The organism is Streptomyces sp. NPDC025833 (genome assembly GCF_055558055.1).
This window is the reverse complement of the sequence record NZ_JBVHNF010000017.1, coordinates 152,117-174,242: the sequence shown is the minus strand read 5'-3', so window position 1 is coordinate 174,242 and position 22,126 is coordinate 152,117. Positions and strand designations below refer to the sequence as shown.

The 22,126-nt window shown below is 75.4% G+C and carries 15 protein-coding genes; 6 read left to right on the top strand and 9 right to left on the bottom strand.

Annotated elements, in window-relative coordinates:
* Positions 1-167: 167 nt before the first annotated feature.
* Together ACZ4K2_RS28680 and ACZ4K2_RS28675 are read left to right on the top strand one after the other, a co-directional pair.
* On the top strand, positions 168-1,535 hold the full coding sequence (locus tag ACZ4K2_RS28680; protein ID WP_467477375.1) for a glycosyltransferase 87 family protein: 1,368 nt from the start codon (positions 168-170) through the stop codon (positions 1,533-1,535).
* Positions 1,532-2,695, top strand: coding sequence for a glycosyltransferase family 4 protein (locus ACZ4K2_RS28675; protein WP_467477373.1), 1,164 nt, complete (start codon positions 1,532-1,534; stop codon positions 2,693-2,695). Before ACZ4K2_RS28680 ends, ACZ4K2_RS28675 begins: the two co-directional genes overlap by 4 nt.
* A 16-nt stretch (positions 2,696-2,711) precedes the next feature.
* Here ACZ4K2_RS28675 and ACZ4K2_RS28670 read toward each other — a convergent pair whose 3' ends face one another.
* The 6 genes from ACZ4K2_RS28670 to ACZ4K2_RS28645 all read right to left on the bottom strand — a co-directional run bounded on the left by ACZ4K2_RS28670 (position 2,712) and on the right by ACZ4K2_RS28645 (position 10,978).
* The gene (locus ACZ4K2_RS28670) at positions 2,712-3,377 is read right to left on the bottom strand and encodes a response regulator transcription factor (RefSeq protein WP_467477370.1); all 666 of its coding nucleotides are present in this window, start codon (positions 3,375-3,377) and stop codon (positions 2,712-2,714) included.
* Positions 3,365-4,726 carry a sensor histidine kinase gene (locus ACZ4K2_RS28665; RefSeq protein WP_467477367.1) on the bottom strand — a complete coding sequence of 454 codons (1,362 nt, stop codon included), beginning with the start codon at positions 4,724-4,726 and terminating at the stop codon, positions 3,365-3,367. Before ACZ4K2_RS28665 ends, ACZ4K2_RS28670 begins: the two co-directional genes overlap by 13 nt.
* Positions 4,727-4,885: 159 nt before the next feature.
* Entirely contained in the window at positions 4,886-6,385 is a 1,500-nt protein-coding gene (locus ACZ4K2_RS28660; RefSeq protein WP_467477364.1) for an amino acid adenylation domain-containing protein, read from the bottom strand.
* A 5-nt stretch (positions 6,386-6,390) separates the two neighbouring features.
* Positions 6,391-6,621 (bottom strand): phosphopantetheine-binding protein, encoded by a 231-nt coding sequence (locus ACZ4K2_RS28655; protein ID WP_467477361.1) that lies wholly within the window; start codon positions 6,619-6,621, stop codon positions 6,391-6,393.
* A gap of 13 nt (positions 6,622-6,634) precedes the next feature.
* Entirely contained in the window at positions 6,635-7,711 is a 1,077-nt protein-coding gene (locus ACZ4K2_RS28650; RefSeq protein ID WP_467477359.1) for a cytochrome P450, read from the bottom strand.
* 93 nt (positions 7,712-7,804) lie between these two features.
* Positions 7,805-10,978, bottom strand: coding sequence for an amino acid adenylation domain-containing protein (locus ACZ4K2_RS28645; RefSeq protein ID WP_467477356.1), 3,174 nt, complete (start codon positions 10,976-10,978; stop codon positions 7,805-7,807).
* A gap of 444 nt (positions 10,979-11,422) precedes the next feature.
* Here ACZ4K2_RS28645 and ACZ4K2_RS28640 point away from each other — a divergent pair, with 444 nt between their 5' ends.
* Genes ACZ4K2_RS28640 through ACZ4K2_RS28630 form a run of 3 tightly spaced genes read left to right on the top strand, consistent with a single transcriptional unit; the run spans position 11,423 to position 14,366 of the window.
* Positions 11,423-12,538 carry a zinc-binding dehydrogenase gene (locus ACZ4K2_RS28640; protein ID WP_467477352.1) on the top strand — a complete coding sequence of 372 codons (1,116 nt, stop codon included), beginning with the start codon at positions 11,423-11,425 and terminating at the stop codon, positions 12,536-12,538.
* 31 nt (positions 12,539-12,569) lie between these two features.
* Complete coding sequence (locus ACZ4K2_RS28635) at positions 12,570-13,520, top strand: LLM class flavin-dependent oxidoreductase (protein WP_467477349.1); 951 nt, start codon at positions 12,570-12,572, stop codon at positions 13,518-13,520.
* 27 nt (positions 13,521-13,547) lie between these two features.
* Positions 13,548-14,366 (top strand): alpha/beta fold hydrolase, encoded by an 819-nt coding sequence (locus ACZ4K2_RS28630; protein ID WP_467477346.1) that lies wholly within the window; start codon positions 13,548-13,550, stop codon positions 14,364-14,366.
* Positions 14,367-14,514: 148 nt separating this feature from the next.
* On the opposite strand, the gene ppdK is transcribed toward ACZ4K2_RS28630, so the two are convergent.
* On the bottom strand, positions 14,515-17,235 hold the full coding sequence (gene ppdK, locus ACZ4K2_RS28625; protein ID WP_467477343.1) for a pyruvate, phosphate dikinase: 2,721 nt from the start codon (positions 17,233-17,235) through the stop codon (positions 14,515-14,517).
* Between the two features lie 716 nt (positions 17,236-17,951).
* Here ppdK and ACZ4K2_RS28620 point away from each other — a divergent pair.
* Positions 17,952-19,868 (top strand): amylo-alpha-1,6-glucosidase, encoded by a 1,917-nt coding sequence (locus tag ACZ4K2_RS28620; protein ID WP_467477340.1) that lies wholly within the window; start codon positions 17,952-17,954, stop codon positions 19,866-19,868.
* Here ACZ4K2_RS28620 and ACZ4K2_RS28615 read toward each other — a convergent pair.
* Both ACZ4K2_RS28615 and dusB read right to left on the bottom strand, forming a co-directional pair.
* Positions 19,865-20,422, bottom strand: a complete 558-nt coding sequence (locus ACZ4K2_RS28615) for a MarR family winged helix-turn-helix transcriptional regulator (RefSeq protein WP_467477337.1) — start codon at positions 20,420-20,422, stop codon at positions 19,865-19,867. The two genes, ACZ4K2_RS28620 and ACZ4K2_RS28615, sit on opposite strands and share 4 nt — an antisense overlap.
* Before the next feature lie 536 nt (positions 20,423-20,958).
* Positions 20,959-22,092, bottom strand: a complete 1,134-nt coding sequence (gene dusB, locus ACZ4K2_RS28610) for a tRNA dihydrouridine synthase DusB (RefSeq protein ID WP_467477335.1) — start codon at positions 22,090-22,092, stop codon at positions 20,959-20,961.
* Between the last annotated feature and the right edge of the window lie 34 nt (positions 22,093-22,126).

The window sequence follows — 22,126 nt, the reverse complement described above, 5'->3', positions numbered from 1 at the left end:
CGCCGACGCTAACCGCCCCTCTTATCGCCCTCCTATTGCGCCTGTTTCACGCCAGCCGCCACCCGCCCCACGCGCCCGCCGGACCGCCCCGACGTGGGGAAAACCCCACCATGGAGGCTCGGCCTAAACCCGTCGCGCCCGGTCCCCAACTCCTGTGGAATGAAAGGGTGTCCATACAACACAGCAGCCGGGCGGGGGCGAGCCGGGCGAAAGACTCCGGCCACCGGTGGCGCACCGCGGCGGCCCGCCGGTGCGACCGGCGGACGGCGTGGGTGACGGGCTGGACGCTCTCCGCCGGATGGGCCGGTTTCTTCCCCCTCTTCTCCGACCAGGCCACGCACCGCGCGTGGGGCCTGTGCGCCGCCGTGGCCTACCTGGGCGCCGCGGGCGCCGCCTGCCTGCTGCCCCGGCCCTCGGCCCGGGGGCTGTCCGTGGGCGTCGCGCTGACCGGCGCCGTCGTCCTGCCGCTGGCGTACCTCACGCTGACCGGCCGGGCGCAGGTCGAGGTCGGGGTGATCGAGCGGGCGGGCGCCCTGCTGCTGCACCACGGCACGCCCTATCTCCCGCACCCCCGCACCGTCGACGAGTACACCCCGTACCTGCCGGGCATGGCGCTGTTCGGGATGCCCCGCGCCCTGCTCGGCGACCACCACGCGGCGGCGCGGCTGCTCGGGGACGCGCGCCTGTGGTGCGCCGGCGCCTTCCTGCTCTGCCTGCACGCGGGCCGCGTCGTCCTGCGCGGCCCGGCCCCCCGGCCCGGCCCCGGCGCCCGGGAGCGCCGCGGGCCCTCCCCGTACGCGACGGGCACCGCGGTGCTGACCGCCTCCCCGGTCGTCGCCATGCCGCTGTGCGTCAGCGGGGTCGACCTGCCGCTGACCGGGCTGTGCTGCCTCGGCCTCGCGCTCGCCGCCCGGCGCCGCCCGGTCGCGGCCGGTCTCGCCCTCGCGGCCGCCTGCTCGCTGAAGTGGACCGCGCTGCCCGCGATCGCGGTCGCCGCGGTCCTGCTCGCCCGCGGCGCGGGCACCCGGGCCGCGGTGCGCGGCGCGGTCGCCGCGCTCGCCGGGACGGCGGCCCTGGTCGTGCCGTGCGCGCTGGTCTCCCCCGCCGCCCTGGTCCAGCAGGTGCTGGCCTTCCCCACCGGCCGGGGCGCCGTGCCCACCCCCGCGAGCAGCCCGATGCCCGGCCGGCTGCTGGCCGGCTCGGGTCCTGCCGGCTGGTACCTGGCCGTCGCGCTGCTGCTGTGCGGCGCCCTGGCCGTCGGCGCCTGGCTGGTGGTGCGGCCGCCCGCCGGCGCGGTCGCCGCGGCCGACCGGCTCGCCGCCGGGCTCTGCGTGGCCTTCCTGCTCGCCCCGGCCGGGCGGTTCGGGTACTTCTCGCTGCCGCTCGTCCTCCTCCTGTGGACCCGCCGCGCCGACCCCGCGCACGGCGCGGCGGCGCGCCGGCCCAGCCTGCCCGTCGCGTTCTCCGCGCGCGCCCGCTCCCAGCCCACCCCGTCCCCCACTCCCACCCCCGAACGAAGGCGGCACCTCCCGTGAGCACCACCCTGGTCATCACCAACGACTTCCCGCCCCGGCAGGGCGGCATCGAGACCTTCGTGCACGAAGTGGTCAGCCGGCTGCCCGGCGACCTCGTGGTGTACACGTCGAGCGAGCCGGGCGCCGCGGAGTTCGACCGCACCCTGCCCTTCCGGGTGGTCCGGGACCCCTCCCGGATGCTGCTGCCCGTCCCCCGGACGACCCGGCGCGCGGTGGAGCTGGCGCGTGCCCACGGCTGCGACCGGGTGTGGTTCGGGGCGGCGGCGCCGCTCGCCGCGATGGCTCCGGACCTGCGCCGGGCCGGTGTCCGCCGGATCGTGGCCACCACGCACGGGCACGAGATCTGGTGGGCCCGCACGCCGGGGGCGCGCCAGGTGCTGCGGCGGATCGGCGACAGCGTGGACACCGTCACCTACCTCGGCGAGTACACCCGGGCGCGGATCGCGCCCGCCCTCGGGCCGCACGCCCGCCTCGCCCGGCTCACCCCGGGCGTGGACGCCGGGGAGTTCCACCCCGACCGCGCCGCGAGCCACCGCGGCGCCCTGCGCGAGCGGTACGGCATCGGGGAGGACCGCAAGGTCGTGCTGTGCGCCTCCCGCCTCGTGCCCCGCAAGGGCCAGGACACCCTGCTGCGCGCCCTGCCGCACATCCTGCGCGTCATACCCGAGGCGGTGCTGCTGCTCGTCGGCCGGGGCCCGGACGAGCGGCGGCTGCGCCGCCTGGCCCGCGGCTGCCCGCCGCGTTCGGTCGTCTTCGCGGGCGGGATGGACCACGCCGGGATGGCCGACCACTACGCCGGCGCCGACCTGTTCGCGATGCCCTGCCGCACCCGCAAGGCCGGCCTGGAGGCCGAGGGGCTCGGCATCGTCTTCCTGGAGGCGGCGGCCAGCGGCCTGCCCGTCGTCGTCGGCGACTCCGGCGGCGCCCCCGACACGGTGCTGGACGGGCGGACGGGCCATGTCGTCGACGGCCGGGACCCGGTGGCCGTGGCCCGGGCGATCACCTCCACCCTGCTGTCGGCGGACCGGACGGCGATGGGCGAGGCGGGACGGCGGTGGGTCGAGGCGGAGTGGTCCTGGGACCTGACGGTGCGCCGGCTGACGCGGATGCTCACCCCGGAGCCGGAGCGGCAGCCCGAGACCGGGTCCGTGCGCCCTTAGCCGTCCGGCCCGGGCGCTACTCGGCGGAGCTGCCCCGCAGGTGGGCGAGGACGGCCAGGACCCGCCGGTTGCCGTCGGTCGGGTCGAGGTCCAGCTTCATGAAGATGTTGCTGGCGTGCTTGACCACGGACGACTCGGTGATGGTGAGGCGCTGCGCGATGGCCTGGTTGTTCAGGCCCTCCGCCATCAGCGCGAGCACCTCCTGCTCCCGGGAGGTGAGCCGGCCCAGCGTCTGGGCCTGCGCCTGCTGGACCAGCAGGACGCGCACCACCTCGGGGTCGATGACGGTGTGCCCGGCCGCGACGCGGGCCAGCGCGTCGAGGAACTCGGAGACCTCGCCCACCCGGTCCTTGAGCAGATAGCCGAGGCCGCCGGTGCCCGCGCCGCCGCCGCTGAGCAACTGGGTCGCGTAGACGGTGGCCACGTACTGGGACAGCACCAGCACGGGCAGGTCGGCGTAGCGGCGGCGCAGCACCAGGACCGCCCGGAGTCCCTCGTCGTGGTGGCCCGGCGGCATCCGGACGTCGGTCACCACCACGTCCGGGCGGTGCTCGTGCACCGCGCCCACCAGCGCCTCGGCGTCGCCGACGGCGGCCACCACCTCGTGGCCGCCGCTCGTGAGCAGCTCGACCAGCCCGGCACGCAGCAGCACGGAGTCCTCGGCGAGAACTACCCGGAACACGGAACCTCCACCCGGAGTTCGGTCGGCCCCCCGACGGGGCTGACGACGGTGAGCCGGCCTCTGAGGATCGCCACGCGGTCGGCGAGCCCCCGCAGCCCCGCCCCGCTGTCGGGGTCGGCGCCGCCCCGGCCGTCGTCGGTGACGGCGAGGTGCAGCCGGTCGTCGCGCAGCCGGCCGGTGATGGTGATGCGCGAGGCGCCGCTGTGCTTGCCGGCGTTGGCGAGGGCCTCGGTGACGGTGAAGTACGCGGTGGTCTCGACCGCAGCGGGCAGCCGGTGCGGCAGCTCGATGTCGACGGTGACGGGGACGGGGTTGCGCAGGGCGACCTCCGTCACGGCCGCCGCCAGCCCGTGGTCGGTGAGCACCTGCGGGTGGATGTCGCGGACCAGGCGGCGCAGTTGCTCCAGGGCGAGCCGGGCCTCGCCGCGCGCCCGGGAGACCAGTTCGCGGGCGCGGGCGTTCTCCTCCCGCATCTGCATCTCGGCGAGTCCCAGCGTCATCGAGAGCGCGACCAGTTGCTGCTGCGCCCCGTCGTGCAGGTCGCGTTCGATGCGGCGGCGCTCGGCCTCGAAGGCGTCGACGAGCCGGGCCCGGGACCGCGTCAGCTCGATGACCCGGGTGCTCAGGCCCTCGTCGCGGGGCGACAGCAGGAACCGGGCGGCCTTCGCCTGGGCGCCGGCCAGCCAGCCCGCCGCGTACCCGGCCAGGACCAGGCCGGTGAGCCCCACGGCGCTGGCGGGCAGGGCCTCGGCGGGGCTGCCGACGGGGTCGCCGGGCAGCAGCGTCACCGTGTCCGGTGCGACGGCCCACACCAGGACGGGCGCCGCCGTCAGGAAGCCGGAGAAGCCGAGCAGCAGCGCGACACCGGCGCCGGAGGCGGTGCCGAGCACGCCGAGCGTCACGGCGTAGCCCAGTTCGCGCCAGGTGGCCCGCTCCTCCAGCCGGGTGCGGAACCAGCCCCGCAGGCCGACGCCGGAGAGCAGGCTGTGCGGATCCGTCATCGGCTCGGGTTCGACGAGCCGGATGCGGCGCCGCTCCACGGCCGCCACGGGCACCCCGAGCGCGGCGGTGGCCGTCAGGATCAGCAGGCCGACGCCGAACACGGAGAGGGTGACGCCGACGAGGACCAGCATGGTCAGCGCCAGCAGCACGGCGTATCCGAGCACGGCCCCGCTCAGCACGTACGCCAGGCAGCGCAGCGGCCAGGGCGACAGCAGGTAGCGCAGGGGCCGCTCGCGCAGGACGTCCCACACGGCGACGCCCCGGCGTTCGTGCCCCTCCGCCGGCGACCGGTCCCGTGTCACCGTTTCCGGCCGCCCGCCGTCGTCGCCGCTGTGCCGCTCCGGCATGTTCCCCCCGGTCGATCGCGTCCGCTCCGAGACCCGTCAACCGCCGGACGCGGTCTCCAACATACCGTCGGCGCGGACCGGTCCGGCGCCGCCGGGTGGGCCGGTGACCCCCGGGGACCTGCGCGAACCCGCGCCGGGCGGGGCGGACGGCACGGGTGGTCAGGGCGTGCCGAGGAGTGACGCCCGGTCGACCTTCCCGTGGGCCGTCGTCGGGATCCGGTCGAGGAAGACGTAGTGCCGCGGCACCATCTCGGCCGGCAGGTGGCGGCGGGCGAACCCGGTGAGCGCCGCCTCCGAGCGGTCCCGGCCGCCGTCCGCCGTGCCGACCACGTAGGCGGTGAGGCGGGCCTCGTCCGGGTCCCAGTCGACCACCACGTCGCTCACCCCGGGGCAGCGGGCCAGCACCCCCTCGATCTCGCCGGGTTCCACCCGTACGCCCCGGATCTTGATCTGCCGGTCGAGCCGCCCGAGGAACTCCAGCTCCCCCTCCTCGTCACGGCGTACGAGGTCGCCGGTGCGGTACCACCGGTCACCGGATCCGGTGACGCGGACGAAGCTCCGGGCGGTCGCCTCCGGGTTCCCCCAGTAGCCGAGGGCCAGGCACGGTCCGCCGACGAGGAGTTCGCCGGCCGCGCCGGGCGCGGACTCGCGCTCGCCGTCGAACACCATGGTCCGGGCGGGGCCGATCGCCCGGCCGATCGGGACGGCACCGGTGCTCGTCGGGGCCACCTCGTGGCTGGTGGCGACGACCGTCGTCTCCGTGGGGCCGTAGTGGTTGACGAAGCGCCGCAGGGGGTGCCCGGCCCGCAGGCGCAGCCGGTCCCCTCCGGTCAGCAGGCACCTGAGCTGCCCGAAGTGGGTGCCGTGCCGCAGGTACGCCTCGGCCAGCGGGGTCGGCAGGAAGGACAGGTCGATGGCCTGCGCCCGGTACCAGTCGCCCAGTTCCCAGGGCGCCAGCTTCAGTTCCGCCGGCGCGAAGTGGACGGACGCGCCGTGGCAGAGGTACGGCCAGGTCTCCCACATGAAGGCGTCGAACGACATGGCCGCGATCGACGAGGCGCGGTCGGCGGGTGTCACGCCGTAGGCGCCGCCGTGCCAGCGCGCCAGCCGCGCGAAGGAGTCGTGGCCGACCAGCACGCCCTTGGGGACCCCGGTCGAGCCCGAGGTGTGGATGAGATAGGCGCCGTCCCCGACGCCGTCCCCGGCGCCGTCCACCGCCCCGGCGCCGGCCCCGGCGAGCGCACCGGGGTCCGCCGGGGCGCACCCCGCCGGGTCGATCACCCGGGGCACATCGGGCAGGCCGGTTCCCGGCCCGCCGGGGGGCTCGCCGACGACGGCCTCCGGGGCGGCGTCGGCCAGGATCGCCGCGAGCCGGCCGTGGGGCAGGCCGGCGGGCAGCGTGAGGCAGACCCCGCCCATGAGCCAGACGCCGAGCTGGGCGGCCAGCACCCCGGGGCCGCGGTCCAGGTGGACCGCGACCACCGCGCCCGGCCGGACGCCGCCGCGGGTCAGCGCCAGGGCGATCCCGGCGGCCCGCCCGGCCAGTTCGCCGTACGTGGTCCGCTCGCCCAGGTACTCCGCGGCCGGCGCGTCCGGCCGCCGGCGCGCCTGGGCCAGGACCAGCTCGACGACCGTGCCGGTGCCGTCCGGTCGCGTCACGGCCCTCACCTGCCCTCGACCGCCACGCAGGCCGCCGCCACGGCCTCCGCTCGGGCGTCCGTCAGGAACTGCCGCGCCGGCACGCTGATCCCGTGCTCCGTGCGCAGCAGCGAGATGACCTCCATGACCAGCAGGGAGTGGCCGCCGATCTCGAAGAAGTCGGACTGCGCGCCGACCTCCGGCGTGCCGACGACCTTCCCGTAGGCCGCGAGCACCGCGTCGAGCGAGTTGTTCATGTCGTTTCCTCTTTCAGGCAGGCTGGACGAGAGCGGATTCGAGTCGCCGGTAGCCGGTGCCGACCGCCCACCGGACGGTTTCCGGCGCGAGCCGGGCCCCGGGGAACGCGGCCGTCCACTCCGAGATCGCCGTCTTCGCGGCCCCGCGGGCTATCGGCGCGCCGAGGCAGTAGTGGATGCCGGCCCCGAAGGCCAGGTGCCGCTGGTCCCGCGCGAAGTCGAGGACGTCGGCGTCCGGTGTGTTCCGCCAGTCCCGGTTGGCGGCGGCGATGAGGACCAGGACGCGGTCGCCGGCCCGGATGGTCCGCCCCTCCACGGTCACGTCGGACAGCGCGACCCGGGGGACCTGCGGCACGGGCGTGTCGAAGCGCAGCATCTCCTCGACGACCGCGTCCGGGTCGGCCTGTCCCGCGGCGGCCTCCTTGTACAGGCGGGGTTCGCGCAGCAGGTGCAGCAGCCCGCTCGCGATGAGCCCGGCCGTGGTCTCCTGGCCGGCGAAGGAGAGCAGGTGGGCGGTGTGCAGGTAGGCGTCCGCGGGCGCGGCCGGATCGTCGCCGAGCAGGGGGAACAGCGCGCTGCCGGGCGGCAGGTGCGGGGCCAGCTCGCGGTAGAGGCCGTCGAGGCGGCCGACGGCGTCGGCGGCCCGCCCGGCGAACTCCCGCTTGTGCGGCTGGGCGAGGAAGCCGGCGATGGGGGCCATGTGGACGGCCGCCGCCGCGACGACCTCGGCCGGCACGTCGAGCACCTGGGCGAGGACCTGGCTGGCGACGGGGGTGGCGAAGTCGCCCGCGATGTCCACGCCGTCGAGCGGGCGCAGCAGTTCCAGCCGCTGCGCGACGACGTCCCGGAACTCCCCGGCGAGTCCCTCCACCCGGCCGCGGACGAAGAAGGACTGCATGGTCCGGCGCATCCGGGTGTGGTGCGGCGGGTCCATGAGCATGAACCAGCCGCGCAGCATCCGCTCCAGTGCGGGGAACTCGCGGGACACCGACCCGGCGGCGTTCAGCCGGAGCCAGTCCGAGGACATCGCCGGGGAACGCAGCACGGTGTTCACCGCGCTGCGGCCGGCGACCACCCAGACTTCCAGCATCTCGTCCCAGAAAACGCCGGAACGATCCTGGAAGGTCCTGTAGACAGGGTAAGGATCTTCCCAGAACGAAACCCCCACGGCCGGTACTCCCTACTAGGCGGTGTGACGTCGTGCGGTGGTACCGGGTTCGGCGGCCACCGTGGTGAGGAGCTCCCGGTAGGCCGTCCGCAGCGCCCGGACGGTCCGCTCGGGGACGCGGTCCGGCTGCCAGGTGAACGTGACCTCCAGGGAGCCGCCGGCCCGCGGCCAGACCTCCGCGACCAGTTCGTGCATCGCGCGCGGGGGGCCGGCGTCGACGCCGGTGACCCGGCAGTCCGGCAGTCCGAACTCCCCCTGGCCGGCGTCCTGGTGGGCGAACATGGTCTGGAACAGCGGGTTGCGGCCGGAGCGGGCCGGGCGGACGGCGGCGACCACGTCGGCGAAGGGCACGTCCTGGGCGGCGAACGCCCGCACGACGATGTCGCGGGTGCCGGGCAGCGCCGAGGGGAGGTCGTCGCCGACGCCGCGGAAGGGGATGCACAGCGTGTTGATCAGACATCCCACGAAGTCGTCGGCCGAGGGGATGTCGCGCTTGGCGACCGGCACGCCGATGCCGAACTCGTCCTGCCCGAGGGTCCGCCCGAGCGCCGCGGCGTAGCCGGCCAGGAGGACGGTGAACAGGGTGGCGCCGGCGTCGAGAGCCGCCTTCTCCAGGGCGGTGACGTCCGGCACCGGCAGCGTGAAGGACATCCGGGCGGGGGCGCGGCCCGGCGGGTGCGGCCCGGCGCCGGGGGCGTCCGGTGCGGGGCCGAAGTCGAGCGGCGGGAGGCCGGCGAGCGCCGCCGACCAGAACCGGAGCTGGGGTGCCAGCCGGTGCGGGGCGAGTTGCGCGGCCCGTTCCCGCCGGACGTCGGCAAGGCGGGCCGCCGGACGGCCGAAGTCCGGCTCCGTCCCGCCGCGGCGGGCCGTGTAGGCGAGGGCGAGGTCCGCCAGCAGGACCCGCTGCGACCAGGCGTCGAAGGCGACGTGGTGGACGCAGAGCGCGAAGTGGGTCGTGGACCCGCGGGTGACGGCCGCGCACCGCCACACCTCCCCGTTCCCGATGTCCAGCGGGGTGAGCACGTGTTCCGCCAGCAGGGCGAGTGCCTCCTCCTCGCCGGCCGCGGGCGGCAGGACGCGCAGGGAGACGGGCGGGCCCACGGCGTCCGGGCGGGCGCGCGGGCGGGGCACGGCCTCGTACCCGGCCCGCAGCGCCTCGTGCCGCCGTCCCACGTCCCGTACGGCGGCGGCCAGGGCGTTGAGGTCCAGGGGGCCGTCGATCCGCCAGAAGGAGGGGCACAGCGGTGCCGGGTCCTCCGGGTGGAACTCGTGGGCCATCGCGAACGCGGCCTGCATGCCGAGGAGTTCGATCCCGTCGTGCGGCTCCGGCGGCGGGCCGGCCGCCGCGGGGCGGGCCGGGTCCGGACGCTCGCGGCGCAGCGCGTCCAGGAGGCCGCCGAGCGTGGGGTGGGCCATGACCAGGGTGACGGGGACCGGGTCCGCCAGCAGCGCCCCCAGCTTGGTGCACAGCCGCCCGGCGTCCAGCGAGGTGCCGCCGAGGTCGAAGAAGGACGCGTCGGAGGGCACGTCGCCGCGCCGGAGCACCTCCGCGAACACGGACCTGACGGCGGCCTCCAGCCCGTCGCCGGGCGGCCCGTCGTCCACGGCGGGGGCCGGGCCGGGCGGGGGCAGCGCGGCGGCCAGGCGCCGGTGGTCGACCTTGCCGTTCGCGGAGAGGGGGAACCTGTCGACGTGTTCGAGCCGGTCGGGGACGAGGTAGCCGGGCGCCCGGGCGGCGATGTCGCGCCGCAGGTCGCCGGGGGCCGGCCCGGCCGGGTGCTCCGTGGTGTAGAAGGCGGCGATGCCGTGGCAGGTGCCGTCGCCGTCCGTGCGCGGGACCGCGACGCAGTCCGTCACGCCCGGCGTCCGCCGGACCAGCGCCTCGATCTCGGTCAGTTCGACGCGGTGCCCGCGCAGCTTCACCTGGCGGCCGATCCGCCCGTGGAAGTGCAGGACGCCGTCCGCGTCGGCGGAGACCAGGTCGCCCGTCCGGTACATGCGCTCCGCCCGCCCCGGGCCGCCGGTGCGGACGAACCTCTCCTCGGTGAGTCCGCTCTGCCCGAGGTAGGCCAGTGCCAGGCCGTCGCCGCCGACGAGGAGTTCGCCGGGCTGCCCGGTCGCGCAGGGCGCGCCGTCCCGGCGCACCTCGGTCCGGCGGCCGGCCACGGCCCGGCCGATGGGGATGCCGCCCTCGCGTGCGCAGTCCTCGGGCGTGATCTCGTGCACCGTCGCGAAGACCGTGCTCTCCACCGGCCCGTACCCGTTGACCAGGGCGACGGTGGGGTGGGCGGCCAGGAACGCGCGCACGTGCCGCGGGGAGAGACGCTCACCACCGACGAAGAGGCGCCGCAGGCCGGTGAAGCAGCCCGGGTCCTCCTCCACGAACATGTTGAACAGGGAGGCGGTGAGCCACAGCACGTTCACCCCGTGGGCGGCGGTCAGCTCGCGCAGCGCGGCGGGGAGCAGGTAGGGGCCGTCGATGAGGACGGACGTACCGCCGGACAGCAGCATGCCCCACAGCTCCAGGCTGAAGGCGTCCCAGGGCAGTGCCGCGGCCAGCGGCATGACGCCGCCCGGCGCGAAGTCGCCGAACACCGGGTCGCCGAACAGGCTGACCGTCGCCCGGTGCGGTGAGACCACCGCCTTGGGCGCTCCGGTGCTGCCGGAGGTGAAGAAGACGGTGGCGGGGTCGTCCGGCGAGACGGCGGGGGCGGCGGGGACGGTGCCGAGCCGCTCGGACCGCCCGACCGGCGGGGGCACGAAGACCGGGCGGTCCCGGTCCGCCGCCCCTGCCGCCACCACGACCGGGGCGGCGAGCAGTTCCACCAGCTCCTGCTGCCGGGCTCGGGGCCACTCCGGGGCGATCAGCGAGTACGCGGCGCCCGTCTTGAGGACCGCGAGCACCGCCACGACCAGTTCCGCGGAGCGCGGCAGGACGACGGGGACGATGTCACCGGCCCGGCCGGCGCCGAGCCGCGTCAGCTCCCGCGCCCAGGCGTTGGAGACCTCGTCCAGCGCGCGGTAGGTGTACCGCCGGTCGCCGTCGATCAGCGCGGTGCGCTCCCCGTGTTCCCGTACCCGCCGGGCGAAGACCGCGCCCAGGGTGCCGTCCCCGGGCTCGTCCCGTACGGACGGCGCCCGGCTGTCCACGCCCGGTGGCTCCGCACCGTGCCTCGCTGTTCCAGCCATGCCGCTGACTCCTCGTGCAGTCCGTAGTGACGCCCGTGATCCACCCACCGGCCGGACCGGCCCCCCGGGGGCGCGCCCGGGCGCGGCGGGGCCCGGAGAACCGGCACGGACGAACGGGGGGACCGGCGGCGAGCGACACGGGGACCATGCCGCCCGGCCCCCCCTGGCCACCGTCATCACGCCAGCTCGGAAGGTAGGTCGGACAGCTTTCGTCTCGTTATCGCGCACGCTTCGCAGCCCGTCGGTCCCGCTCCGCGCGCCGGGGCCCCGGCTCTGGTTGGAGAACCGATACGGCGTCGATAAGCGGCGTCCCTAGGCTCCGCACAGCCCACGGCCCGCAGACCACGGCCCGTCGGGACGCCGTCGCCCGCGCCGGCCCGGCCGCCGCCCCGGCGCCCGGGGACGCCCGGTCCCTCCCTGTCCGGTCCCGAGTAGTGGATGGAAATGTCGAACGCTCATCACACGACCTCCCGGTCCGTAGTCCTGCGTGAATTCAGCAAGCCCCTCTCCCTCGAAGAGCTGGACGTCGCCGAGGCAGGACCCGGCGAGGTCGTGGTGAAGGTGGAGTACGGCGGGGTCTGCGGTACCGACGCGCACCTGTGGAGCGGACGGCTGGCCATCCCCACGCCCGTGGTGCTCGGGCACGAGGGGCTCGGCACCGTCGAGCGGATCGGCGCCGGCCCGCTGGCCGACGCCAACGGCGACCTCCTCGCGGTCGGCGACACCGTGATGTGGGCGTCGTCGATCTCCTGCGGCTCCTGCGTCCCCTGCCGCATGCACGAGGAGCCGACGCTGTGCGAGCGGCGCACCACCTACGGCGTCAACCTGCCCGTGTCCGACGCCCCCGGGCCGTCCGGCTCGTGGTCGGAGCGCATGGTGCTGCGCGCCGGCACCAGCGTGGTCAAGCTCCCCGCGGGCGTGTCCGAGGCGTCGGCGATGTCGCTGGCCTGCGCCGGCCCCACCATGATCCACGCCCTCTACGGGCGGCGGCCCGTCCGGCTCGGCGAGTCCGTGGTGGTCCAGGGCAGCGGGCCGGTGGGGCTCGCCGCGGCCGCCATGGCGCAGCTCGCGGGGGCGGCCCGGGTGATCGTGGTGGGCGGGCCCGAGTCCCGCCTCGCGGCCGCCGGGCGGCTCGGCATCGGCGACCACCACGTCAACGTCATCGACGGCGGGGACCCCGCCGCCGCGCTCGCCGAGGTCCGCGCCCTGACCGGCGGGTACGGCGCCGATCTGGTCATCGAGTGCGCCGGGGCCCCGGACGCCGTCCCGCAGGGCGTCGCCATGGCCCGGCGCGGCGGCTCCTACCTGGTCGTGGGCCAGTACACGGACCGCGGCGAGGTCGCCGTCAACCCGCACCAGCTCGTCCACCGCCAGCTCTCCCTGCTCGGCTCGTGGGGGTTCACCGGCGCCCATCTCGTGTCGTACGTGAACCTGCTGCCGGCGCTCACCGCGCGCTTCGACCTGGCGAGCCTGGTGACCGAGTTCCCGATGGCGGAGTGCGAGGAGGCCCTGCGGCAGGTCGGCGCGGGCACGGTCCTCAAGGCCGTGCTGCGCCCCTGAGGGCCCGCGTCCGGGAAGGGGGACCGCCACCGTGCGGCTGAGCACCGTCATCCTGCCCACCCTGCGCTGGTCCGAGGGCGGCGCCCGCCGGTGGCTGCGCGCCGAGGAACTCGGCTTCCACGCCGCCTACACCTACGACCACCTGGCGTGGCGCAGCCTGCGCGACCGGGCCTGGTTCGGCGCCGTGCCCACGCTGGCCGCGGCCGCCGCGGCCACCCGGTCGATCCGGCTGGGCACCCTCGTCGCCTCGCCCAACTTCCGGCACCCGGTGCCGTTCGCCAAGGAACTCATGTCCCTGGACGACCTGTCGGGGGGCCGGGTCACGCTGGGACTGGGCGCCGGGGCGAACGGCTTCGACGCCACGGCGCTGGGGCGGGCGCCCTGGCCGCCGCGGGAACGGGCCGCGCGGTTCGAGGAGTTCACCGAGCTGCTCGACCGGCTGCTGAGGGAGCCCGTCGTCTCGTACGACGGGGCGTTCTACCGCGCCCACGAGGCGTACGGCCTGCCCGGGTGCCTCCAGCGTCCGCGGCTGCCGTTCGCGGTGGCCGCCACCGGGCCCCGGGGGATGCGGCTGGCGGCCCGGTACGGGCAGGCGTGGGTGACGCTGGGCGATCCGCGGCTGCCCGGCGGCGACGAGGAGCGCTTCCACGCCACGCTCGTCGAGCAGCTCGGGAACCTGGACGAGGCCCTCGCCGGGCAGGGGCGGGCGGCGCGGGACATCGAGCGGATCCTGCTGACGGGCTTCACCGGCGGCGACCCGCTGCGGTCCGTGGACGCGTTCGTCGACTTCGCCGGGCGCCAGGCCGAGCTGGGCTTCACCGAGATCGTCGTCCACTGGCCGGTCCCGGACTCCGTCTTCGCCGCCGACGAGAAGACCTTCGAACGCATCGCGGCGCGGGCGCCGGCGCAGCTCGCCGTTCTCCCCGGCGGGCGTGACCGGGCCTCGCGCGCGCACGGCCCGGCCGCGCCCGGGCCCCGGTGACCCACGTACACGACAGGAATGGGGACCATGACCGCTCGGACCGCCGCCGCACACCGGCCGGCCGCCGGGGTGCCGGCCCACACCCGCCGGGGCACGGGCGATCCCGTCCTGCTGATCACGGGGAGCGGCGGGAGCGCCCGGAGCTGGGACGCCTACCAGGTGCCGGCCCTGCTGCGGGCCGGCTACCAGACGGTGACCTACGACCACCGGGGCAGCGGGCCGGGCCCCGCCGGGCCGTTCGGCCTGGACGACCTGGTCGAGGACGCCGCCCGCCTGATCGAGGGCCTCGGTCCCGCCCCCTGCCGGGTGGTGGGCGTGTCCCTGGGCGCCATCGTCGCGCAGGAACTGGCGCTGCGCCGCCCGGAACTGCTGTGCCAGGCCGTCTTCATGGCCACCCGCGGGCGCACCGACGCCATGCGCCGGGCGGTGGTGACGGCCGAGATCGAGCAGAGCGCCGGCGGCCCCACGGTCTCCGACGCCCACCGCGGGGTGCTGCGGGCGATGCAGAACCTGTCCCGGTCCACCCTGGCGGACGACTCCCGGGCGCAGGACTGGATGGCCCTCCTGGAGGGTCCGCTCGACACGGGCGAGGGGTACCGGCACCAGTTGCGGGCCACGCTCGTTCCCGACCGGCTGCGGGACTACGCGGGCATCCGGGTGCCGTGCGCGGTGATCGCGTTCGGGGACGACCTGATCACCCCGCCCCACCTGGGCAGGGAGGTGGCCGACGCGGTCGGGGGCTGCCGGTACGTGGAGATCCCCGACTGCGGGCACTACGGGCACCTGGAGGACCCGGGCGCGGTGAACGTCGCGCTGACCGCGTTCTTCGCCGAACACCGGCGGTAGCGGGCCGTCCCGGGCGGCCCGGGACGGCCCGCGGGGGCGGCACCCCCGTGCCGGGGTGCCGCCCCCGCGGTCTCCGTGTGCCGGGGCCGCCGCCGATCGGTGAGGGTCGGGGACCGGCGGCGGCCCCGGGGTCCGGCGGGCCGCGGGATCAGCGGTGGTCGCTGCCCGCGGACTGGGTCGCCGCGCGGCCGGCCTCCAGGCGGGCGACCGGGATGCGGAACGGGGAGCAGGAGACGTAGTCGAGGCCCACCTCGTGGAAGAAGTGCACCGACTCGGGGTCGCCGCCGTGCTCGCCGCAGACGCCCAGCTTGAGGTCGGGGCGGGTCCGGCGGCCCGCCTCCGCGGCGGCCTTCACCAGGGAGCCGACGCCGTCCTTGTCGATCGTCTCGAACGGCGACACCCCGAAGATGCCCTTCTCCAGGTAGGCCGTGAAGAAGGACGCCTCGACGTCGTCGCGGCTGAAGCCCCACACCGTCTGGGTCAGGTCGTTCGTGCCGAAGGAGAAGAACTCCGCCGCCTCGGCGATCTGGCCCGCCGTCAGCGCGGCGCGCGGCAGCTCGATCATCGTGCCGATCGCCAGCTTGAGCGAGGTGCCGGTGGCCGCCTCGACCTCGGCGACGACCTGGTCCGCCTCCTCGCGGACGATCTCCAGCTCCTGGACGGTGCCGACGAGCGGGATCATGATCTCGGCGCGCGGGTCGCCCTTGGCCGCCTTGCGCTCGGCCGCGGCCTCCGCGATCGCGCGGACCTGCATGGTGAACAGCCCGGGGATGACCAGGCCCAGGCGCACCCCGCGCAGGCCCAGCATCGGGTTCTGCTCGTGCAGGCGGTGCACGGCCTGGAGCAGCCGCAGGTCGTTCTCGTGCGGCTCCTGCCGGGACTCCGCCAGGGCCACCCGCACCGAGAGTTCGGTGATGTCCGGGAGGAACTCGTGCAGCGGCGGGTCCAGCAGGCGGACCGTCACCGGCAGGCCGTCCATCGCCTCGAACAGCTCGACGAAGTCCTTCTTCTGCAGGGGCAGCAGCTCCCGCAGGGCGGACTCGCGCTCCTCCTGGGTGTCGGCGAGGATCAGCTTCTCGACCATCTCGCGGCGCTCGCCGAGGAACATGTGCTCCGTGCGGCACAGGCCGATGCCCTGGGCGCCGAACCGGCGGGCGCGCAGCGCGTCCTCGGCGTTGTCGGCGTTGGCGCGCACCCGCAGGCGGCGCTTGCGGTCGGCGAAGGCCATCATGCGGTGGACCGCCTCGACCAGTTCGTCGGCGTCGTCGGCGCCGGGGTGCATCCGGCCCTCGAAGTACTCGACCACGGGGGACGGGACCACCGGGACCTCGCCGAGGTAGACCTTGCCGCTGGAGCCGTCGATGGAGATGAGGTCGCCCTCCTCCACGACGGTGCCGCCCGGCACCGTCATGCGGCGGCGCTTGGTGTCGACCTCCAGCTCCTCCGCGCCGCAGACGCAGGTCTTGCCCATGCCCCGGGCGACGACGGCCGCGTGCGAGGTCTTGCCGCCGCGGGAGGTCAGGATGCCCTCGGCGGCGATCATGCCGTCCAGGTCGTCGGGGTTGGTCTCCCGGCGGACCAGGATGACCTTCTCGCCCGAGCGGGACCACTTGACGGCGGTGTAAGAGTCGAAGACGGCCTTGCCGACCGCCGCGCCCGGCGACGCCGCGATGCCGCGGGCGACCTGCTCGACCTTCGCCTCCTCGTCGAAGCGCGGGAACATGAGCTGGGCGAGCTGGGCGCCGGTGACGCGCTGGAGCGCCTCGGTCTCGTCGATCAGGCCCTGGTCCACGAGCTGGGTGGCGATGCGGAACGCGGCGCCGGCGGTGCGCTTGCCCACACGGGTCTGGAGCATCCAGAGCTGGCCGCGCTCGATGGTGAACTCGATGTCGCAGAGATCCTTGTAGTGGTTCTCCAGGGTCTCCATGATCCGCATGAGCCGGTCGTACGACTTCTTGTCGATCTGCTCCAGCTCCGCCAGCGCGACGGTGTTGCGGATGCCCGCGACGACGTCCTCGCCCTGCGCGTTCTGCAGGTAGTCGCCGTAGACGCCCTGGTGGCCGGAGGCGGGGTCGCGGGTGAAGGCGACGCCGGTGCCGGAGTCGGGGCCGAGGTTGCCGAAGACCATCGAGCAGACGTTGACGGCGGTGCCCAGGTCGTGCGGGATGCGCTCCTGGCGGCGGTAGAGCTTGGCCCGGTCGCCGTTCCATGAGTCGAAGACCGCCTTGATGGCGAGGTCCATCTGCTCGCGCGGGTCCTGCGGGAAGTCCCGGCCGGCCTCCGCCTTGACGATCTTCTTGAACCGGGTGACCAGCTTCTTGAGGTCGGCGGCCTCCAGGTCCGTGTCGACGGTGACCTTCTTGGCGGCCTTGGCCGCCTCGAGGGCCTCCTCGAACAGCTCGCCGTCGACGTCGAGGACGGTCTTGCCGAACATCTGGATGAGGCGGCGGTAGGAGTCCCAGGCGAACCGGTCGTCGCCGGCCTGCTTGGCCAGGCCCTGCACGGACTTGTCGGAGAGGCCGATGTTCAGGACGGTGTCCATCATGCCGGGCATGGAGAACTTGGCGCCGGAGCGGACGGAGACCAGCAGCGGGTCGTCGGCCTGGCCGAGCTTCTTGCCCATCTTCCGCTCCAGGGCGTCGAGGTGGGCGCTCACCTCGTCACGCAGTGCCGCGGGCTCCTCACCGCTGTCCAGGTAGACCTTGCAGGCCTCCGTGGTGATGGTGAAGCCGGGAGGGACCGGCAGACCGAGGTTGGTCATCTCGGCGAGATTGGCACCCTTGCCGCCGAGCAGGTCCTTGAGGTCCTTGTTGCCCTCGGTGAAGTCGTAAACGAACTTCGCTGCGTGGGGTTCTTTGTTTTCCGACACGGGTCTCGACTCCTTGAGGCCACGGTGGCTGCCCTGACGGCCAGGAACATACCCAGATCGAAGGTCTCTGGGCACGTCCACTTGCGCGTCATGTGCCTGTAACCACTCGTCCGCCAGTGGATCGAAAGTCAAAGCTTGGCAAGCCAGGCCGAGGTTATGTTTTCACTTCTTGAAGGCAGCACTGCCCACAGGTGCGGTTTTCTGCTCAGATGAGCGGCCCTCGCGACGGCTGATTTCGATCGATGAACGATCAAAGGGTGGCACCCAGTGCCACCCTTTGGAGAAGTGCAGCCGCTCATGATCCGCTCATCTGAGCGCAACCCTTATCAAGGGTGGCGAGAATCACGCTCTCACAGGCCGCCCGTTTCCACCATGCGGACGGCGGCCGGCCGGTGACCGGACAGCGACCGGACGGCGGTCGGTCCCGGGGCCACGCCGGTCACCCGCCCGGCGCCGCGAGCCGCACCCGCGGCCGGCGGCCCGCGCCGCCGACGGCCGCCCGACCGGCACGGTCCGGGCGCCGGAGCGGAGTCCGCGCGCCCGTACCGGGGACGGTGGCGGCCGGCGTGCCGCGCACGGGGTGCCACCGGCCACGCGCGCCGCCCGCGCGGCCCGCACCACCCGAGCGTCAAAAGCTGAACAAGAGCCCCCAAAACGACGTGTCCACCCGGACACCGGCGCGTTCCCACTGACGTGACCCAAGGAGGGGACCGGGGATGACGGACCGGCATCACCTGTTCGTGCACGGCACCACCTTCGCCGCCGTCGGCGACCGGGGCGACATCGGCGGGGTGCCCCGCGACGGCTGTCCCGACGGGCTGTTCGTCCGGGACGCCCGGCACCTCAGCCGCTGGCAGCTCACCGTCGACGGCGCGGTGCCCGAGGCGCTCGTCCCGGTGGCGGACGGGGACGCCGCCCGCTGCGTGCTGGTACCCCGGGCCGGCCGGCCGGAGCCCCCGGCCCACACCCTCCTGCGCGAACAGGCCGTCGGCGACGGCTCGTTCGTCGAGTCGCTGCGGGTGACCAGCAACCGCCCGGTACCCACCGCCGTCCGGCTCGCGCTCACCGTCGACGCCGACTTCACCGACCAGTTCGAACTCCGTCGCGACCACCGCACCTACGTCAAGGCCGGCGCCGTTCGCTCCCGTGAGCCGCTGGACGACGGCATCGAGTTCACCTACCGGCGCGCCGAGTGGCGGTCCCGTACGACGATCACGGCCGAGCCGGCGCCCGACGCGGTGGAGGAGACCGGCACCGGGGCCCGCCGCCTGGTGTGGACCCTCGACCTCGCCCCGCACGGCACGACCGGGCTGCTCCTGCGGGTGGCCGCCCGCCCGCACGGCGAGCGGCGCGCCCCGCGCGTGCCCCGCGACCCCGCCGCAGCGCGCCGGGACCTGCGGGCGCGCGAGGAGGAGTTCACGGCGGGGGTGGCGTTCCCCGCCGGCCCGCCCGGGCTGGCCGCGGCCTGCGCCCGGGGCCTCGCCGACCTGGCGGCGCTCCGGGTCCCGGCCCGCGGACCGGACGGCGAGGAGCTGCGCGTGCCGGCGGCCGGCGTCCCCTGGCGTCTCGCCCTGCTGGGCCGCGACGCGCTCCTCGCCTCCCTCTTCGTCCTGCCCTACCGGTCCGGTCCGGCCGCCGCCACCCTCCTCGCGCTGGCCGCCACCCAGGCGACCGGCACCGGCGCGTCCGCGGCCGCCCGGCCGGGCAAGATCGTGCACGAGGTGCGGCACGGGGAACTGGCGCACTTCGGCCAGGTGCCGTTCCGCCGCTCCTACGGAGCGGTCGACACCACTCCCCTGTTCCTGATCCTGCTCGGCGCGTACGTCGAGCGGACCGGGGACGCCGGGTTCGCCCGCCGGCTGGAGCGGCACGCCCGCGCCGCCGCCGGCTGGATGCTCGACCACGGCGGGCTGACCTCGCACGGCTACCTCGTCCACCGCGCCGACGGGGACGGCCCCGCCGGGCAGGACTGGAAGGACTCCCCCGGCACCCGGCTCACCGGCACGACGGCGGCGGCGGGCGCCCAGGGCTACGCGTACGACGCCCTGCGCCGCACGGCGGGACTGGCCCGCGCGGTGTGGGCGGACGACGCCTACGCCGAGCTGCTGGACGGGACCGCGGCGGGTCTGCGGGACCGGTTCCAGCGGGACTTCTGGATGCCGGAGCGGTCGTTCCCGGCGCCGGCGCTGGACGGGCGGGGCCGCCGCGTCGACGCGCTGGCCTGCGACGCCGGGCACCTGCTGTGGTCGGGGCTGCTGGACAAGGAGTACGGCGAGGTGGTGGGGCGACGGCTGCTGGAGGACGACTTCTTCTCGGGCTGGGGCGTGCGCACGGTGGCCGCCGGGCAGCCGGCGTACCACCCGCTGTCGCACCACCGCGGCTCCGTCCGGCCGCACGACAACGCGCTGATCGCGCTGGGCCTGGCCCGCTACGGGCTGCACGACGAGGCCCGGACGGTGGCGCACGCGCTGGTCGGGGCGGCGACGGCGAGCGGGCACCGGCTGCCGGAGGCGCTGGCCGGGTACGGGCGGGACACGCACGCCGAGCCGGTGCCGTGCCCGGACGCGTGCGGCCGCGGGGCCCGGTCGGCGGCCACCCCGCTGGCCCTGCTCACGGCCGTGGGAGGCGTTTAGGAGACGGCGGCCAGGTGGGCGGCGATGCGCTGCTGGTTCTCGACGAGGCGCAGGCACAGGTGGCGGAGCCGGTGGAGGTCGTCGTCGGTGAATCCGTGGAACAGCGCCGCCATCGCCTTCTGCGTCGGCGCCCGGAACTCGTCCAGCCAGACCAGTCCGGCGGGGGTGATGCGGGCGAGGACGGACCGGCGGTCCGCGGGGTCCGGCTCGCGCACGACGAGTCCCTCGCGTTCGAGCGTGTCGACCAGGCCGGTGGCGTTGCGGGCCGTCATGCCCGCGGAGCGTGCGAGGTCGCCGAGGTGCGCGCCGTCCGCCCCGAGGGCGCGCAGCCGGATCAGGACGTCGACGGCGCCCGTGCTGAGGCCGCGGCCTTCCGTGCCGTGGGCGCGCAGCCGCTCGACGGCCTTGTGCGCGGCCCGCGCGGCGGCCGCCGCCTCCAGCCGGAGGGTGTCCCCTCCCTCCGTGAACTCACCCATCGACGCGCGTACTTGAGGGTCGTGGAGCAGCCCGTCCGCGTCCCGGGCCAACTCGTCCGCGTTAGTTACCTGATTCATAATGTAGTAGTACCGAATGACGCCCGCAGCCGTCAAGGCATGGGCATGGAGCGTGGGAACGGGTGAGGGCACGGTGCCCCCGGCCGACGCGTGGAGGGCGGACGGCGCCCGGAGTTCGCCCGGCCCGGTCGTACGGGAGGGCGGTGGCAGGCCACGCCGGGGAAGGGCCCAGGGGGTTCCCGAAGCCGAGCACGTGCCGGTCGGGACGGGGGGGCCGGCAGGCCGGGGAGGCCGGGGCCGGAAGGACTTCGTCTCGGGCGGACATCCCCCTTGGCAGCGGGAGCGGCACCGGGCCGCCCGCGCGGGCCTGCCCGGCACGTTCACCGCACTCGTACCGCCCGGCTCCGCCGGCCGGGCGCCCGCCGCGTGCGTGCGGATTCCGGCGGGGGCCGCGCTCAGGGCCGCCGTGCCACCGGCCGCGCGCCCCGCCCGCGCCACTCCGGGCGGAACCGGCCCCGGGACCCGTCCCGGGGCCGGCGGGAGGCGCGGCCGTGGTTCCGCCGGTGGTTGCGGGCCGGGCCCGGTGACGGCTCCGGTCAGCCGCCGGAGGTGTCCTGCTCGGCGTCCTCACTGACGCCCGCGCAGTCGTACGGGTCCTTCAGCCACCCGTCCGGCAGCACCACCCGGTTGTTGCCGGACGTGCGCCCGCGTGGGCCCTCCGCACCGGCCGGCCACGCCTGGTCCAGGTCCAGCTCGTCCAGGCCGGCCCGCAGCTCCGCCAGCGACGACGTGATCGCGAGCCGCTTGCGCATCTCGGAGCCGACGGCGAAGCCCTTCAGGTACCAGGCGACGTGCTTGCGGAAGTCGACCACGCCCTTGGACTCGTCACCGAGCCACTCGCCGAGCAGGGTGGCGTGCCGCACCATGATGTCGGCCACCTCGCGCAGCGCGGGCCGGCCGACGTCCTCGCCGCGGCCCTCGAACGCGGCCACCAGGTCCGCGAACAGCCACGGCCGGCCCAGGCAGCCGCGCCCCACCACGACCCCGTCGCAGCCGGTCTCCCGGACCATCCGCAGGGCGTCCTGCGCGCACCAGATGTCGCCGTTGCCGAGCACGGGGATCTCCGGCACGTGCTCCTTCAGCCGGGCGATGGCGTCCCAGTCGGCGGTGCCGCCGTAGTGCTGGGAGGCGGTGCGGCCGTGCAGTGCGACGGCGGTGACGCCCTCCTCCACGGCGATGCGGCCGGCGTCGAGGTAGGTGATGTGGTCGTCGTCGATGCCCTTGCGCATCTTCATCGTGACGGGCAGGTCACCGGCCCCGCTGACCGCCTCCCGCAGGATGCCGCGCAGCAGGTTCCGCTTGTACGGCAGCGCGGAGCCGCCGCCCTTGCGCGTCACCTTCGGCACCGGGCAGCCGAAGTTCAGGTCGATGTGGTCGGCCAGGTCCTCCTCCGCGATCATGCGGACGGCCTTGCCGACGGTCGCGGGGTCGACGCCGTACAACTGGATCGAGCGCGGCTGCTCGCTCGCGTCGAACCTGATCAGCTGCATGGTCTTCTCGTTGCGCTCGACCAGCGCCCGGGTCGTGATCATCTCGCTGACGAAGAGCCCCTTGCCGCCGCTGAACTCCCGGCACAGGGTGCGGAAGGGGGCGTTGGTGATCCCCGCCATGGGTGCGAGCACGACGGGCGGCGTCACGGCGTGCGGGCCGATGGAGAGCGGGTGGGTCATCGTCAGGGCTCCGGAGCGGATGGACGGCACAGGG

Coding starts and splice junctions, on each gene's coding strand:
- ACZ4K2_RS28665 (WP_467477367.1), bottom strand. CDS start 4,726: ATGCCGGAGCGGCACAGCGGCGACGACGGCGGGCGGCCGGAAACGGTG.
- ACZ4K2_RS28655 (WP_467477361.1), bottom strand. CDS start 6,621: ATGAACAACTCGCTCGACGCGGTGCTCGCGGCCTACGGGAAGGTCGTC.
- ACZ4K2_RS28650 (WP_467477359.1), bottom strand. CDS start 7,711: ATGCTGGAAGTCTGGGTGGTCGCCGGCCGCAGCGCGGTGAACACCGTG.
- ACZ4K2_RS28645 (WP_467477356.1), bottom strand. CDS start 10,978: ATGGCTGGAACAGCGAGGCACGGTGCGGAGCCACCGGGCGTGGACAGC.
- ACZ4K2_RS28640 (WP_467477352.1), top strand. CDS start 11,423: ATGTCGAACGCTCATCACACGACCTCCCGGTCCGTAGTCCTGCGTGAA.
- ACZ4K2_RS28630 (WP_467477346.1), top strand. CDS start 13,548: ATGACCGCTCGGACCGCCGCCGCACACCGGCCGGCCGCCGGGGTGCCG.
- ACZ4K2_RS28620 (WP_467477340.1), top strand. CDS start 17,952: ATGACGGACCGGCATCACCTGTTCGTGCACGGCACCACCTTCGCCGCC.
- ACZ4K2_RS28615 (WP_467477337.1), bottom strand. CDS start 20,422: ATGAATCAGGTAACTAACGCGGACGAGTTGGCCCGGGACGCGGACGGG.
- dusB (WP_467477335.1), bottom strand. CDS start 22,092: ATGACCCACCCGCTCTCCATCGGCCCGCACGCCGTGACGCCGCCCGTC.